Annotated in this window: 14 protein-coding genes; 2 read left to right on the forward strand and 12 right to left on the reverse strand. The window is 60.4% G+C overall.

Features of this window, described 5'->3' with window-relative positions; genetic code table 11:
* Positions 1-2: 2 nt before the first annotated feature.
* The 11 genes from AB4P94_RS21915 to arnC form a co-directional block, all read right to left on the reverse strand.
* Positions 3-1,106: an enoyl-CoA hydratase/isomerase family protein gene (locus AB4P94_RS21915; protein ID WP_395607413.1), complete on the reverse strand. Its 1,104-nt coding sequence runs from the start codon at positions 1,104-1,106 to the stop codon at positions 3-5.
* Positions 1,107-1,237: 131 nt separating this feature from the next.
* Positions 1,238-1,948 carry an HPP family protein gene (locus tag AB4P94_RS21920; RefSeq protein WP_395607414.1) on the reverse strand — a complete coding sequence of 237 codons (711 nt, stop codon included), beginning with the start codon at positions 1,946-1,948 and terminating at the stop codon, positions 1,238-1,240.
* Positions 1,949-2,115: 167 nt separating this feature from the next.
* Complete coding sequence (locus AB4P94_RS21925) at positions 2,116-2,310, reverse strand: hypothetical protein (protein ID WP_395607415.1); 195 nt, start codon at positions 2,308-2,310, stop codon at positions 2,116-2,118.
* Between the two features lie 208 nt (positions 2,311-2,518).
* Positions 2,519-4,141, reverse strand: coding sequence for an ArnT family glycosyltransferase (locus AB4P94_RS21930; RefSeq protein ID WP_395607416.1), 1,623 nt, complete (start codon positions 4,139-4,141; stop codon positions 2,519-2,521).
* A gap of 3 nt (positions 4,142-4,144) precedes the next feature.
* Positions 4,145-5,524: a UDP-glucose dehydrogenase family protein gene (locus AB4P94_RS21935; RefSeq protein ID WP_395607417.1), complete on the reverse strand. Its 1,380-nt coding sequence runs from the start codon at positions 5,522-5,524 to the stop codon at positions 4,145-4,147.
* Positions 5,521-5,934: a 4-amino-4-deoxy-L-arabinose-phosphoundecaprenol flippase subunit ArnF gene (arnF, locus tag AB4P94_RS21940; protein ID WP_395607418.1), complete on the reverse strand. Its 414-nt coding sequence runs from the start codon at positions 5,932-5,934 to the stop codon at positions 5,521-5,523. The genes AB4P94_RS21935 and arnF overlap by 4 nt, the downstream gene beginning before the upstream one ends.
* On the reverse strand, positions 5,931-6,278 hold the full coding sequence (arnE, locus tag AB4P94_RS21945; protein ID WP_395607419.1) for a 4-amino-4-deoxy-L-arabinose-phosphoundecaprenol flippase subunit ArnE: 348 nt from the start codon (positions 6,276-6,278) through the stop codon (positions 5,931-5,933). Before arnE ends, arnF begins: the two co-directional genes overlap by 4 nt.
* Positions 6,275-7,930 (reverse strand): lipid IV(A) 4-amino-4-deoxy-L-arabinosyltransferase, encoded by a 1,656-nt coding sequence (gene arnT / locus AB4P94_RS21950; RefSeq protein WP_395607420.1) that lies wholly within the window; start codon positions 7,928-7,930, stop codon positions 6,275-6,277. Before arnT ends, arnE begins: the two co-directional genes overlap by 4 nt.
* Positions 7,927-8,811 carry a 4-deoxy-4-formamido-L-arabinose-phosphoundecaprenol deformylase gene (arnD, locus tag AB4P94_RS21955; protein ID WP_395607421.1) on the reverse strand — a complete coding sequence of 295 codons (885 nt, stop codon included), beginning with the start codon at positions 8,809-8,811 and terminating at the stop codon, positions 7,927-7,929. Before arnD ends, arnT begins: the two co-directional genes overlap by 4 nt.
* Positions 8,811-10,802 carry a bifunctional UDP-4-amino-4-deoxy-L-arabinose formyltransferase/UDP-glucuronic acid oxidase ArnA gene (gene arnA, locus AB4P94_RS21960; RefSeq protein ID WP_395607422.1) on the reverse strand — a complete coding sequence of 664 codons (1,992 nt, stop codon included), beginning with the start codon at positions 10,800-10,802 and terminating at the stop codon, positions 8,811-8,813. Before arnA ends, arnD begins: the two co-directional genes overlap by 1 nt.
* Positions 10,799-11,833, reverse strand: coding sequence for an undecaprenyl-phosphate 4-deoxy-4-formamido-L-arabinose transferase (gene arnC / locus AB4P94_RS21965; RefSeq protein ID WP_395607423.1), 1,035 nt, complete (start codon positions 11,831-11,833; stop codon positions 10,799-10,801). The genes arnA and arnC overlap by 4 nt, the downstream gene beginning before the upstream one ends.
* Before the next feature lie 473 nt (positions 11,834-12,306).
* On the opposite strand from arnC, the gene AB4P94_RS21970 reads away from it, so the two are divergent.
* Positions 12,307-13,110, forward strand: coding sequence for a M949_RS01915 family surface polysaccharide biosynthesis protein (locus AB4P94_RS21970; RefSeq protein WP_395607424.1), 804 nt, complete (start codon positions 12,307-12,309; stop codon positions 13,108-13,110).
* Between the two features lie 120 nt (positions 13,111-13,230).
* On the forward strand, positions 13,231-14,145 hold the full coding sequence (gene xerC / locus AB4P94_RS21975; RefSeq protein ID WP_395607425.1) for a tyrosine recombinase XerC: 915 nt from the start codon (positions 13,231-13,233) through the stop codon (positions 14,143-14,145).
* A gap of 6 nt (positions 14,146-14,151) precedes the next feature.
* On the opposite strand, the gene AB4P94_RS21980 is transcribed toward xerC, so the two are convergent.
* Entirely contained in the window at positions 14,152-14,415 is a 264-nt protein-coding gene (locus AB4P94_RS21980; RefSeq protein WP_395607426.1) for a DUF2790 domain-containing protein, read from the reverse strand.
* Positions 14,416-14,513: the final 98 nt, after the last annotated feature.

Genomic DNA, 14,513 nt, shown 5'->3' on the forward strand with positions numbered 1-14,513 from the left:
GCTTATCTCGCAACTGGCTTGAAGCTATGGAAGAAGCTTTCGACGTGCGCCGTATCCAGTTCATGGACGGTGGCCGGGTTCCAGCGCGGGGTTTTGTCCTTGTCGATGATCAGCGCGCGGACGCCTTCAATCAGGTCGCCACGTTCGAACCATTGGCGATCCAGGTGCAGCTCCAGGGCAAAGCACTGTTCCAGCGACAGGCGACGGCCCCGGCGAAGCATCTGCAGGGTCACGGCCATCGCCAACGGCGAACGGGTTTGCATCAGGCTCGCAGTGGCCAGCGCCCATTCATGGCTGTCGGCGACGGTGACCTGCTGTAGCTGCTCGACGATGCTGGGCACATCCGGCAGGGCGAAGAAGTGGTCGATGGCGGGGCGCAGGGCGGCCAGTGGTGCGTCGGGTAATTGTTGCACGGCCAGCTTGGCGAGCACGCCTTGCAGGTCTTTGAGCGGCGAATCCTGCCACTGCAGGCGGTCGAGTTTCTGGTCGAGTTCGGCGAGTTTGGCGCTGTCGATAGACCAGTCCGCCAAACCGCAATACAGCGCATCGGCGGCGCGAATCTGCACGCCGGTGACGCCCAGGTAGATCCCCAATTCACCGGGAATGCGTGGCAGGAAGTAGCTGCCGCCGACATCCGGGAAATAACCAATTGCCACCTCTGGCATCGCCAGGCGGCTGCGTTCGGTGACCACACGCAGGTCGGCGCCTTGCACCAGGCCCATACCACCGCCCAAGACAAAACCGTCCATCAGGGCGAGCACGGGTTTGCGGTAATGGTGAATGGCGAGGTCCAGCGCGTATTCCTCGACGAAGAAATCCTCGTGCAGGGTGTCGCCGTTTTTGAAGCTGTCGTACAGCGAACGGATGTCGCCACCGGCGCAGAAGGCTTTTTCGCCCGCGCCGCGCAGGACCACAGCGTAAATCGCCGGGTCATCCGCCCAAGCTTGCAACTGCGTGGTAAGGCTGCGGACCATATCCAGCGTGATGGCGTTCAGGCCGGCGGGGCGATTGAGGGTGAGGTGGCCGATGTGGTTGCGAACCTCGGCCACGACTTCGTCCTGAAAGATATCGGCTTGGCTTGCTTCGGATGAAACCTGAGCAGTCATCTCTAACTCCCTGCTTTTATTGTTCTTTATCAAGATGTTCGCGGGCGAACCATCTCGCGATCGTACCAGTGCAAATTTGCCCAGTACAACCCGGAATCCTGCAGGTCGTTTTTGCATTTATGCAGCGCGGGTCAAGCCGCGCGGCTGGCCAGGACTTCACCGATGCTGCGGCGGCGCGCATGGCCTTCGGCGGCGTGGATCAGTTGTTCCAGTTCGTTCGGTTCCACATCGTAGAATTGCTCCATTTCAGCCAGTGCCAGCTTGAGGTCAGCGGCGGTGACCGTCGGGTCGGTAACCAGCGCAGTGCCGCCGATCACCCGCGCTGGCGACTCGGCCGCGCCCTTGGGGTAACGCGTACGAGTGGCATTGTTGTAGGCCAGCGCACACGCGAGCAACGCGCTTGCACCCAGCATGACCGGGGCCATTTCATGCCAGCCAAGGGCAATTGACGCGGGGTCGGCCAGAACCAGGGTCATGGCCAGGCCGCCGGCCGGTGGATGCAGGCAACGCAGCCAGCACATCAACACAACGCTCATGCCGGCCGCCAGGCACGCACTGCCCAAGGTGCGCCCCAGTACCCGGGCGACCAGCAGAGCAACCACGCCCGCACACAAATAGCTGCCAATGATTGACCACGGCTGCGCCAGTGCACCGGAAGACACCGCAAACAACAGCACGGCCGACGCACCCAGCGGGCCCAGCAAGTGCAGCGCGACGTCTATACCAAAGGCCTGGGCACACAGCCAGACGCTGAACAGTGTGCCCAAGGCCATGCCGATCGCAGCGCGGCTCCATTCGGCGGGGCGTGTGTTGATGGCGGCAGGGACAAGGCGAGCAAACATTATTGAAGGGGTCCTGAAACAGCGGGCGAAAAAAAAGGCCGGCCTGGTTTCCCGAAGCAGCCCTTTGAAAGTTCCAACATTTGGGGGAGGAACGCTGCGCAGTGTGCCGACCTTGAACGCGTGGCACAAATGCATATTAATGAAGGTTGAATGCAAAAATAATGCGCTTAATAGGTGGGCGGCCGTTTCACGATGCATGCACTGTCTTTTATCGGCTCCTCATCCATGAACAGGCGTCTAAGCAGGCTGTCGTAGAATGCAGGGTTGTCCGCCAGCGGGCCTTTCAATGCAACCAGTGCATTGCGCAGGTCCATCAATCGATACAGCGTCGGCCCCGGGATACCGGTTAAATCCTCTCGCACGGCAATGTCCTTATACGGCAATGGCGACGCGGTGGTAGATAGTTATTGTGCTTGGCAAACGAGTCTACATTTGGGTTCCGGGTACAGGAAGGCAAAGTGCGCCAGCCATTACGTATAGCGATGTAGGTAGTTTCTTGCAGCCAATAACGAAAAACGCCCACTCCTTGCGCAGTGGGCGTTGCTTCTTACATCGTTGCTCAAAGTGCTATCAAGGTGCGGCGGCTTTGGCCAGATGCAACAGCACATAGGGGTCTTTATCAAACGTGCCGGTGAGCGTCGGGCTGATCGAACGCAAGCGCGGGTCTTGCAGTTTTTCGAAGTCCTGCGCACTCATCACCAGCCAGGCGGGCGCTTGCAGCGGCGCCAGGTCAGCGGTCGACTGAGTAAACAGCGGCACTTTATCGCAGTTGAAATTGACCATGAACTTGATGGCCTTCGCATCCTTGCCCAAGCCGTGCAAGACCACCGGGGCTGGCTGCTCAAGTATTTGCGCTTTGACGGCGAGGGTGAAAGCACGGGTGTCGTAGAGCGCACGCTCCAGCGGCTCGACGACCACGATATAAGTCGACCAGAGTGCCAGCACCGCAGCGAACGCCGGTGCCAGTGGGCGCAGCCGGGCGTTCAGCAGGCCCAAAAGCGCGAGCACTTGAAGCACTGCAAGCACCGTAAAGATCAGCCCCAGGCTATTTAACTGCTCCGGATACCGTCGCTGTGCGACCACCAACCCGACCGCCAGTAGTGCCGGCAACAGCGTCCACAGGGCCAGCATCAAGCCACGCAGAAAACCGAACAACCGCCCTTGGCTCACCTGGAAGGGATAGGCTGCAATGATCGCCGCCATCGGCAACATCGGCAGTATGTAGCGCGCTTTCTTTGCCTGAGGTACAGAGAGACCCAGCATCACCAGCACACCGGCGGCTGCGCAATACAACACCAACTGCAGGGCCGGGCCCGGCACACGCCGCCCGCCAACCGCGACGGCCAACAACACCAGCAGCGCCAACGGATAGGCCAAGGCGTAGTTGCCCAGGGAACTAGTGAAGTAATACAACACGCCGCTGGAACCTTCGGTGCCATCCATGCGCCCCAGGAACTGCATGCGGATCACGTCCTGCATGAATTCCTCGCCACCGCTGAGCTTGGCCAGCAGCAGCAACAGGCCGACGCAGGCCGCCAGCAATGCCAGCGCCAGCAACCCGAAGGTGAACAACTGGCGCCACTGCCGGTTCAGCAAGTAGTAGCTGCACAACACACCCGTTGGAATCACCAGGCCGATCGGCCCACGGATGGCGAACCCGAGGATCAGCAACAAGAACAGCCAGTGCAGGCGCTTGGGGCTGGCAAAGTGATCATGGGCGTAACCCAGGTAGAACACCGCCAAGGCGACTGCCGCGAGCATCTGGTCGAGTGACACCGCGCGGGTTTCACTGATGAAGGTGCTGCTGAGCAGCAGCATCGCGATGCTCAACAGCCCCCAGCGCGTGGAGTAGGGCGCCGTGAGGCGATACACCAGTGTCACGATACAGGCCGATGCGATGGCCGTCGGCAACCACGCAGTAAAGCTGCTGACCTCACCCACAGGCAAGGAAAACAGCCAGGTCAGCAGGGTCGAGGTCGCCAGGTAGTCCGCGTAGGGCTGCCCATAGGTCGTGGGGAAAAAGCTCGGCCCGTGGCGCAGCATTTCCTGGGCGAACAGTACGAAACGCGAGTCAAAGCCGATAATTGCCTGGTGCCAATTACCGACGATGAACAGCACCAGCCCCAGGAGCCCAAGCGCCAGTGACTGGTGACGGATCGTTGCGGTGAGCAGGGGTGGATGCACTTTGTTCACGTATCAGGCTTCCTTCGCCTGCGAAACCCAGTTTTGCTGAGGAATCGGCAGTTCACAGGAGTCGCCACGGCCCATCGGGAAGTACTTGAAGCCTTTGCGCGCCAGGCGCTCGCCGTCGTACAGGTTGCGACCGTCGAAGATCACCGGGTTTTTCAGGCGATCGTGAATCAGGTCGAAATCCGGTGCCTTGAATTGCTGCCACTCGGTGCAGACGATCAGCGCGTCGGCGCCGCTCAGCGCAGACTCGGGCGTGCCCAGCAGGGTCAGGCGCGACTCGTCACCGTAGATGCGTTGGGTTTCCTGCATGGCTTCCGGGTCGAAGGCGCGCACATTGGCGCCTGCTGCCCACAAGGCTTCCATCAGCACACGGCTGGGGGCGTCGCGCATGTCGTCAGTGTTGGGTTTGAACGCCAGGCCCCACAGGGCGAACGTCTTGCCCTTGAGTTCGCCTTTGAAGTAGGCATTGATACGTTCAAACAGCTTGCTCTTCTGGCGCTGGTTGATGGCTTCCACCGCTTGCAGCAGGTCGCTGTTGCAGTTGGCTTCCTTGGCGCTGTGGATCAGGGCGCGCATGTCTTTGGGGAAGCACGAACCGCCGTAGCCGCAGCCCGGGTAGATAAAGTGGTAGCCGATGCGCGAGTCGGCGCCGATGCCCAGGCGTACGGCTTCGATGTCCGCGCCCAAGTGTTCGGCCAGCTCGGCGATCTGGTTGATAAAGCTGATCTTGGTGGCCAGCATGCAGTTGGCGGCGTACTTGGTCAGCTCGGCGCTGCGCAGGTCCATGAAGATGATACGGTCGTGGTTGCGGTTGAACGGCGCGTACAGGTCGCGCATCACTTCACGCACTTCTTCGCGCTCGCAGCCGATGATGATACGGTCCGGGCGGCGGCAGTCGGCAACGGCCGAGCCTTCCTTGAGAAATTCCGGGTTGGAGACGATATCGAACTCCAGATGGCGGCCGGCCACCCGCAGGTTTTTCTCGATATGCGCGCGCAGGGTGTCGCCAGTGCCGACCGGGACGGTGGATTTTTCCACCAGGATCACCGGCTCCACGCGATGGCGGGACACGGCATCGCCCACCGACAGCACGTATTTCAGGTCAGCCGAGCCGTCTTCGTCGGACGGCGTGCCCACGGCGATGAACAACACTTCGCCGTGTTCAACGGCGAGCTTTTCATCATGGGTGAAGTGCAGGCGGCCGCTTTCCAGGTTTTCCTTCACCATCGCAGCCAGCCCCGGCTCGAAGATGGTCACATGGCCTTTTTGCAGCGATTCGACCTTGTTCTTGTCGACATCCATGCAGATCACATCGTGACCGACTTCGGCCAATACGGTGGCCTGCACCAGACCGACGTAACCACTACCAAATACACTGATTTTCATGGGGCATTCCTGGGACTTGTGGTGCTAGCACGGCGAGAGTTAATAACCAGTACTCCGAGGATGACCAGTGCCACCCCCAGGGTTTTTGAAAGCGAGAAATGTTCGTTGAACGCCGGCAGGCTGGCAGCCAGCAGGTAGACCAAGGCGTAGCTGATGCTGAGCAGCGAGTAAGCACGGCCCAGCGGCAAATGTTTGAGTGCGCCAAGCCAGCAGAGCATCGACAGGGCATAGGCAATGATCGCCAGAATCACCACGCCCAAGGCGGCCAGGTCGATGGCGCTGCTGTTGAAAGCGTTGAGCCATTCGGTGGGCAACGGCAGGCGCGTCATGCTCCAGCGCATGCCCAACTGAGCCGCACTGACCAGGCCGACACTGCCAAGGGCCAGGGCGAAGCCTTGAACCCGGCTCATACGTGACGGCCCAACAAGACCACGCCGCCGATGACCAGCGCGACACCCAGCCAGTGACGGCCATCGATGTGCTCATGAAATACAAAGCGCGCCATCAGCGTGACCAGCACAAAATTCAGACTCAGCATGGGGTAGGCGATGCCCACCTCCAGGCGCTGCAGTACCAGCAGCCAGACCAGCAGGCCCAGGCCCAGGCATACCAGCGCCGACCACAACCACGGCGAGCGCAATTTCGGCGCCCAGCCATCGGGCTGGTCGCGCCAGCTTTCTACGGCAAACTTTTGTGAAACCTGGCCCATGCAGGTGAGCAGGCAGGCGCCGAGCAAAAGAAACAACGTGATCATTGCGCGGCCTGTGGAAAGATCAGGATCACCAGGTTGCCTTGCTCGTAACGCTTGCCGTCCTGGGGCAGCAGATTCAATTCGGCCACTTCATCGTCGCCCTTGACCCGCATGACCACGCCGACCGAGCCTTTCTTGCGGGCGTCGCTCATCCATTGCTGGACGGCGTTGGTGTCGATCCGGCGGTGGGCGGTGTCCGGGTAGGCGATGCCGTATTTCACTTCGCCAACGGTGTTGTAGAGCGCAACGTCCGGTCGCCCCACGCGCCATGACAGCGCCGAAGCGGCACCCAGGTCATTGCTGAGCAAGGAACCGGTCGCTTGTAATTCCTGCTGGTGGTCGATGATGAACTGATCCGGGATCTTGTTGTAAACCACCGAATGCGGCAGCGCGGCCGGCACCAGGGCCACCAGCAGCCAGCTGCCGATGACCGGCGCGGCCCACAGTTTCAACGGGCGCGCGGCTTGCAACAGGTTGGCGATAATCCAGCCGATCAGGAACACAAACACCAACACAAGGCTGAAGGTTTCCTCGCCGTGTTCAAACACCGGCTTTTTCAACTGGAACCAGCTTATTGCCAGCAATGCCAGCACGCCCGCTACCAGGTTCAACCAACCGTTGAGGCGCAGGGCGCGGCCATGCCCCTGGGCGAGCTTGTCGCTCAGGGTCGAGCCCATCAGCAACGCCAATGGCAGCAGACACGGCATGATGTAGGAGGGCAATTTGCCTTTGGCCAGGCTGAAAAACGCCAGGGGCATCAGCAGCCACAGCAGTATGAAAGCGGTTTTGGGCAAGCGCTTTTCCATCCACGCCTGTTTGACCGTGGACGGCAACAGCGCCATCCAGGGCAACGAAAACGCGACCAGCAGCGGCAAGTAAAACCAGAACGGCTCGGCATGCTGGGCATCTTCCCCGGCGAAGCGCTGGATATGCTCGTGCCAGAAGAAGAAGTTCCAGTAATCCGGCTCTTGCAGGTGCACCGCCAGCGCCCATGGCACGCTGACGACAATCGCCACGACGACCGCTACCACGCCATAACCGAGCAATTCACGAAAGCGTTTCTGCCAGATGGCGTAGGGCAGGGCGATCAGCACCGGCAACAGCCAGGCCAGGAAACCTTTGGTCATGAAGCCCATGCCACAGGCAAAGCCGAGCAGGGCCCATGACCACAGGCGCCCACCGCGCGTGGTGCTGTCGAAACAGAACCACAGCGCTACGCCGGTCAGGTTGACCCAGAAGGTGAACTGCGGGTCCAGGTTGGCATAGCCGCCGAGCAGGGCCACGCTGACAAAGCTCATGTACAGCACGGTGCTGACCAGGCTTTTTTGCGGGTCGTTCCACAAACGGCGCGACACCAGGTACACCAACACGATACTCAGCCCGGTGCTCAGCGCCGACGCAAAGCGCACGCCAAACAGGTTTTGCCCGAAGATCGCCTGGCCCAGCGCGATCATCCAGTAACCGGCCGCCGGTTTTTCGAAGTAGCGAATGCCCATGAAGTGCGGCGAGGCCCACTTGCCGGTCAGCAGCATTTCCTGGCTGATCTGCGCGTAACGGGTCTCATCGGGAATCCACAGGCCGTGACTGGCCAGCGGCAGCAGGTAAAACACGCCAAAAGCCAGCAGGAGCAGGGGTAATGCCAAACGCCGGATCATGCCTGCTGCACTCCGAGCCAACCCTCGCGGCCAGGCAAGGCGCCACGCACCAGCTGTTGCTGGGGCAGGGTGGTCACGTCCGCGGGCAATAGCTCGCCCAGGGGTTTGAAGTCGATACCGCGCTGCCCGGCCTGGGCCAGCAGTTGGCGAAAATCTTCAGCCATCAGAATCCCTTCTACTTCTGCGTGGATCGTGTAGACGTTCAGCTTCGACTCGGCGAACCGGTCAAGAATAAAGCTGTTGAAGTCTTTGGCAGCCACTACCGGCCCGACGACTTCGTCGAAGGTCGGCAGGTCTACCGGAATTTGTGGGGTGCCCGCGCTGCCATCGGCCAAGGTTGGACGAAACAGGCTGGTGCCCCGGCAATCGCTGTTGTAGCGAAAATTGAAACCTTGCTTGGCTTGCACCACCCGCTCGTCGGCACGCCAACCGGCGGCCGCTGAACAGTCGATGCGCTCACCGAGGATGTCGCTGAGGGTGTCGACGCCACGGCGGATCTGTTCGATCAGCTGTGCTTCGCTCCAGCGCCCGGTGTTGGCCTGCCAGCCGTGGTGGTCCCAGGCATGCAGGCCGACTTCATGGCCCGCGGCCTTGGCCTGGCGCATCAAGTGCCCCAGGTCACGGCCGATCGGCTTGCCTGGCCAGGCGGTGCCGGCCAGCAGGATGTCCAGGCCATACAGGCCTACTGCATTGGAACGCAGCATCTTCCACAGAAATTGCGGGCGGATGAGGCGCCACAAGTGGCGCCCCATGTTGTCCGGCCCGACGCTGAAGAAGAACGTCGCTTTTATCCCGGCTTCGTCCAGGGATTCGAGCAACCGCGGCACACCTTCACGGGTGCCACGGTAGGTGTCGACGTCGATGCGCAAGCCTGCCTTCATTACTTTTTATCCGCGATTTCGAGCATGGCTTCACGCAGGAAGAAATCCAGGGTGTTGCCGATGGTTTCGCTCATCTCAACGGTAGGCTCCCAGTTCAGCAGGCGCTTGGCGTTTTCGATGCTTGGTTTGCGGTGTGCCACGTCCTGGTAACCGGTGCCGTAGAACGCCTTGCTTTCCACGTCGCGGAAACCGGCGAACGGAGGGAAGTTGCCACGCAGCGGGTGAGCTTCGAACTGGCGCAGCAGCTCTTCGCCCAGTTGGCGGATGCTGGCCTCGTTTTCCGGGTTGCCGATGTTGACGATCTGGCCGTCGCACACACCGTTTTCGTTATCAATGATGCGGGCCAGAGCCTCGATACCATCAGCGATGTCGGTGAAGCAGCGTTTTTGCTCGCCGCCGTCGAACAGGCGGATCGGCGTGCCTTCCACCAGGTTCAGGATTAGCTGGGTGATGGCGCGGGAGCTGCCGATACGGGCCGAATCCAGGCGGTCCAGGCGCGGGCCCATCCAGTTGAACGGACGGAACAGGGTGAACTTCAGGCCTTTGTCGCCGTAAGCCCAGATCACACGGTCCAGCAGTTGCTTGGAAACCGAGTAGATCCAGCGTTGCTTGTTGACCGGGCCCACCACCAGGTTGGAGGTGTCTTCGTCGAAGTACTGGTCCTGGCACATGCCATAGACTTCGGAGGTCGACGGGAAGATCACGCGCTTGTTGTACTTGACGCAGTAGCGAACCAGTTTCAGGTTCTCTTCGAAGTCGAGTTCGAACACGCGCAGCGGGTTACGGGTGTATTCGATCGGGGTGGCGATGGCCACCAGCGGCAGGACCACGTCGCACTTTTTGATGTGGTACTCGATCCACTCGGTGTGAATGCTGATGTCGCCTTCCACATAGTGGAAGTTCGGGTGGCTGCGCAGGCGCTCGATGGCGTCGGAACCGATGTCCAGGCCGTAGATTTCGTAGCGGTCGTCACGCAGCAGGCGCTCGGACAGGTGGTTACCGATAAAGCCGTTCACACCCAGGATCAGTACGCGGGTACGGCGTGGCTTGCGGCCGGACTCGGCGCCACGCAGCACGGAGCCGTCTACCAGGCCCAGTACATCCGCCAGGGCAGGGCCGGCCAGGAACAGGCCGTCGGCGTTGCGCTGGCCGAACTTGACCACCAGGGAGTCTTCGCCGCACGCAATGCGCAGCGGGTTGACGCTGATCACACGGCCTGGCGCCAGGCCTTCGTTGCCCTTGACCACATCGGCTTGCCAAACGATGAGTTTGTGCTCGCCCACGGCGCAGAAGGCGCCCGGGTAAGGTTGGGTCACGGCGCGAACCAGGTTGAACAGCTCTTCAGCCGGTTTTTTCCAGTCCAGCTTGCCGTCAGCCGCAGTGCGGCGACCGAAGTAAGTGGCTTGGCTTTCGTCCTGGGCGGTTTCGCTCAGCTTGCCGGCAGCCAGTTGCGGCAGTGCGTCGCGCAGCAGGTTGGCGGCGGCTTCACGCAGTTTGGCGTGCAGGGTCAGGCCAGTGTCGGTGCGGTCGATAATGACTTTCTGTTGAGCCAGGATCGCGCCGGCGTCAGCACGTTTGACCATGCGGTGCAGGGTCACGCCGGTTTCGGTTTCGCCGTTGACCAGGACCCAGTTGGCCGGTGCACGGCCACGGTACTTGGGCAGCAGGGAACCGTGCAGGTTGAACGCGCCTTTGCTGGCGGTGGCCAGCAACGGCTCGCTCAGCAGGTTGCGGTAGTAGAAGGAGAAGATGTAATCCGGGTTCAGCTTGGCGATGCGCTCGATCCACAGCGGGTGGTTGGCGTCTTCCGGTGCGTGTACCGCAATGCCGTTGCGTGCGCACAGTTGGGCGACGGAACCGTAGAAATTGTTTTCCTTGGGGTCGTCGGCATGGGTGAACACGGCAGCAATGTCGTAGCCGGCAGTCAGCAGGGCTTCAATGCCTGCACAGCCAATATCGTGATAAGCGAAGACAACAGCTTTTGAATTCATGACGAAACCTGATCGGAAGGAGAAGTAGAGGTATGGGATGACACCAGGCCGTCAACAACGACGACTGGAGCCGGTGCTGCCGGTTGGTTGCGCAGCACTTTTTCAATAAAGAAGCGTGGGCGGGCCCGCACATCACTGTACATGCGGCCCAGGTATTCACCCAGGAGGCCCATGCCGATGAACTGGCCACCGGTGAACACGAACAGCACCGCGAACAACACGAACATGCCGTCACCGGCCCATTGCGCGCCAAAGGCCAGACGCAGGATGACCAGCGCAAGGGCGAACAGCACGCCCAGGGCGGCCAGGCTGAAACCCACGATGCTCAGCAGGCGCAGGGGCGTGGTGGTCATGCAGGTCAGCAGGTCGAACATCAGGCTGATCAAACGCATCGGGCTGTATTTTGACTCGCCATGTTCACGCTCGGCGTGATGCACCAGGATCTCGGTGGTGTGGCGGGCAAAGCCGTTGGCCAGGATCGGGATGAAGGTGCTGCGCTCGCGGCAGGCGAGCATGGCGTCGACGATGGTGCGGCGGTAGGCGCGCAGCATGCAGCCGTAGTCGGTCATGGCTACGCCGGTAGAACGCTGCACGGCCAGGTTGATCAGGCGCGAAGGCCAGCGGCGAAAGGCCGAGTCCTGGCGGTTGTTACGCACGGTGGCAACCACGTCGTAGCCCAGGGCGGCTTGCTCGACCAGGCGCGGAATTTCTTCGGGCGGGTTTTGCAGGTCGGCGTCGAGGGTAATCACCACTTCGCCCCGGCACTGCTCGAAACCGGCCATGATCGCCGCATGCTGGCCGTAGTTGCGGTTGAGGATCACCGCCACCACGTTGCTGCCGTCTTCGGCGGCGGCGTCTTCAAGCAATTGGGCCGAATTGTCGCGGCTACCGTCATCCACCAGGATGATTTCGTATTCGTAGGCCAGTTGCTTGCAAGCTGCCGTCGTGCGACGCAGCAATTCAGGCAGGCTCTCTTGTTCGTTGTAGACCGGGATGACGATCGACACGCAATGAATAGGGTAGGGTTTCAAAGATTCATGACCTCGGGGCTAGAGCAGGTTGGAGCGTGAAAACAGCAGTCATCAGTGGCTGAGCGTTCAGTAACACTGATTACACATAGCGTGGGGTTGCGGTATTCATTCGACTTTCCTGGGACGGGCAATGGTTTCTTCCATGGTTGATCGTAGTAAAGACGATAAGTGTGAAAGGTAAAGCGTAATCAACAGGTTAGTCGCAGAACGCGCGGTTCGTTCTCAGGTCCTGCGGCCAAGATTAAGCGGAAAAATGTTGAACGAATATGAAAGGCTGATGAAAAACTCGTTTATTTGACAGGTAGACAGCTAGGGTTCAGCTAAGTAACTGACCTGCCAAGAGATACCGATTGCGAGCAAAAAATTACCGTTTTTTTCGAGAGTGCCACCAGACACCGATTTAATTCAACAAACTTCTCTGCATTGGCCCTCAAGTGCCGGTAAAGTAAGCCATCTCTTGCCAGGGTGATCGGATGAATAGTGTGCAGCTGTTGCGCGGCCAGATACGGCCCGCGTTGATGGGATTGTTGATGGCCGTGGCCTGTGTCACCACCGTACGCGCCGATGACGGCGTCGCGCTCACCAGCATCGATCAGGTGCCGGAAGGCGTTGAAATACGCGGCAAACAAGTCGCGGCCTACACCTGGGACGATCACCAAGGTAAAAACCTGCTGGTACTCGCCGAGCAAGTCAGCGAGCGCGACGACGACGGCACCCAATCGGCCTTTGTCTACGCGGCGCAATACCTGTTGGGTGGTGATCACCCCAAGCGTGTGTGGATGCTGTATGACGACGTGCAGCACTGCCAATTCGACGCCTCGCTGCGTTTTGACATGGCGGCCACCAAGGTCACCGACCTGACTGGCGACGGCATTACCCAGGCAACCGTGGGGTACTCGCGCACCTGCACCAGCGATGTAAGCCCCAATGAATTCAAGCTGATCATGCACGTCGGCAAATCCCGCAAATTCCGCCTGCGCGGTGTAGACCGTGTCGGTGCGAGCTGGTGGGACGAGGAAGCCGGGGCCTTGCGTGGCATGCCATTGCCCAAGGATTGCAGCGTTGCTGCGCAACAGGCGCTGGTCAGCCAGTACAAGGAACAGGGCACCGAATTGCCGTTGCCGGGCTGCTATGGCGATGAGGATGACTTTGCCAAGGCGCCCGACAGCTACCTGGCGTTCATGCGCCAGCACTGGTTTGCCTTGATGCAGAAGCAGGACAGCGATTGGAGCCAGTCCCAGGTTCAGCCGCAAGACCCGGTCGATGACGAAGAGTGAATAGCCGGTGATTTTGTGCAAGGGCCGAACGTGGGTTAGACTCGGCGCTTGCCAAATTCACTAAATACCTAGATTAATCAATTAGTTGCTCTAGGTATTTAATCTAAAGGCTGATCTACCTTGACTGAGTCTATCCGCAACCCGCTGACCCTCTATTTGACCCGCCTGGCGCCCTCCAGCCAACTGACCATGCGTTATGTGCTGCAAGACGCCGCCGACCGCCTGGGCTTTGAAGACACCAACCTCGAAGAGATCGACTGGCACCTGCTGCAGCCCGAACAGGTGATTGCCCTGGTCGCCGCGCTGCGCGAAGACGGCTATGCGCCGAACACCTCGTCGCTGTATGTGAATGCGGTGCGCGGGGTGATCAACGAAGCCTGGCGCCTGAGCCTGATCAGCCAGGATCATTTGCTGAAAATGCGCTCGGTCAAGGCGGCCCCGGGCACACGCCTGGGCAACGGGCGTAACCTGCGCCGCACGCTGATCCGCGAAATGATGGAAGTGTGCGCCGCCGACCCTCGACCTCAAGGCCTGCGTGACGCTGCGGTGATCGGCATTCTGTATGGTTCGGGCATGCGCAAGTCAGAGTCGGTCAACCTCGACCTGGCGCAGGTCAACTTCGCCGAGCGCAGCTTGCGGGTGACCGGCAAGGGCGACAAGGAACTGCTCAAATACGCGCCGGCGTGGGCATTCGCCAAGTTGCAGGCCTGGCTGGAATTTCGTCGCGAGCAGCTCAAGGAAGGCGAGCCGGACGATACGTTTCTGTTCAACCGCATTCGCCGGGGCAGCCATATCACCCGAGAACGCATCACCAAACATGCCATTTATTACATCGCCCGCCAGCGCGGCGAACAGGTGGGTGTGAAGATCATGCCCCATGACTTTCGCCGGTCCTTTATCACCCGGGTGATTGAAGAACACGACTTGTCGATTGCACAGAAACTGGCGCACCACACCAATATCCAGACCACCGCCAGTTACGATGTGCGCGACGACAATGAGCGGCGCAGGGCCGTGGATCGCTTTGATTTGTAGGAAACGTCAGCTGTGCGAGCAGGGGTCGCCGACTCGTACGTAATCCAGCTCGTGGCGTACGCCCTGGCTGTCAACGTAGACCACATGGCCCTTGACCGGCCCGCAGGCGGTCGTCGCAGCCTGGTTATTGCGCACGGCCTTGGCAATGTCGAGGTCTTCGGTGTAATCATCGGCCTGGCGGGCAGGGGTATTAGCCCCAGGGTCGGGGGCGCCCTGAGCGGCAGCGAAGGTGCTGAACAGGCTCAGCACCGCAATAAGCAAGTAACGCATGGCAACCTCCAGCACCTTTGAGCAATGGCGTGACTGTGGTTGCCATTCTATTGAGCCCGGCATCGGGCCAGAACGGATTCCTGCCGATAACGGACATC

The sequence above is a fragment of the Pseudomonas sp. B22129 genome, from assembly GCF_044218875.1.
In the GTDB taxonomy this organism is placed as follows: Bacteria; Pseudomonadota; Gammaproteobacteria; order Pseudomonadales; family Pseudomonadaceae; genus Aquipseudomonas.

Coding starts and splice junctions, on each gene's coding strand:
- AB4P94_RS21915 (WP_395607413.1), bottom strand. CDS start 1,106: ATGACTGCTCAGGTTTCATCCGAAGCAAGCCAAGCCGATATCTTTCAG.
- arnE (WP_395607419.1), bottom strand. CDS start 6,278: ATGATCACGTTGTTTCTTTTGCTCGGCGCCTGCCTGCTCACCTGCATG.
- arnA (WP_395607422.1), bottom strand. CDS start 10,802: ATGAATTCAAAAGCTGTTGTCTTCGCTTATCACGATATTGGCTGTGCA.
- AB4P94_RS21980 (WP_395607426.1), bottom strand. CDS start 14,415: ATGCGTTACTTGCTTATTGCGGTGCTGAGCCTGTTCAGCACCTTCGCT.
- AB4P94_RS21935 (WP_395607417.1), bottom strand. CDS start 5,524: ATGAAAATCAGTGTATTTGGTAGTGGTTACGTCGGTCTGGTGCAGGCC.
- AB4P94_RS21970 (WP_395607424.1), top strand. CDS start 12,307: ATGAATAGTGTGCAGCTGTTGCGCGGCCAGATACGGCCCGCGTTGATG.
- arnT (WP_395607420.1), bottom strand. CDS start 7,930: ATGATCCGGCGTTTGGCATTACCCCTGCTCCTGCTGGCTTTTGGCGTG.
- arnD (WP_395607421.1), bottom strand. CDS start 8,811: ATGAAGGCAGGCTTGCGCATCGACGTCGACACCTACCGTGGCACCCGT.
- arnF (WP_395607418.1), bottom strand. CDS start 5,934: ATGAGCCGGGTTCAAGGCTTCGCCCTGGCCCTTGGCAGTGTCGGCCTG.
- AB4P94_RS21920 (WP_395607414.1), bottom strand. CDS start 1,948: ATGTTTGCTCGCCTTGTCCCTGCCGCCATCAACACACGCCCCGCCGAA.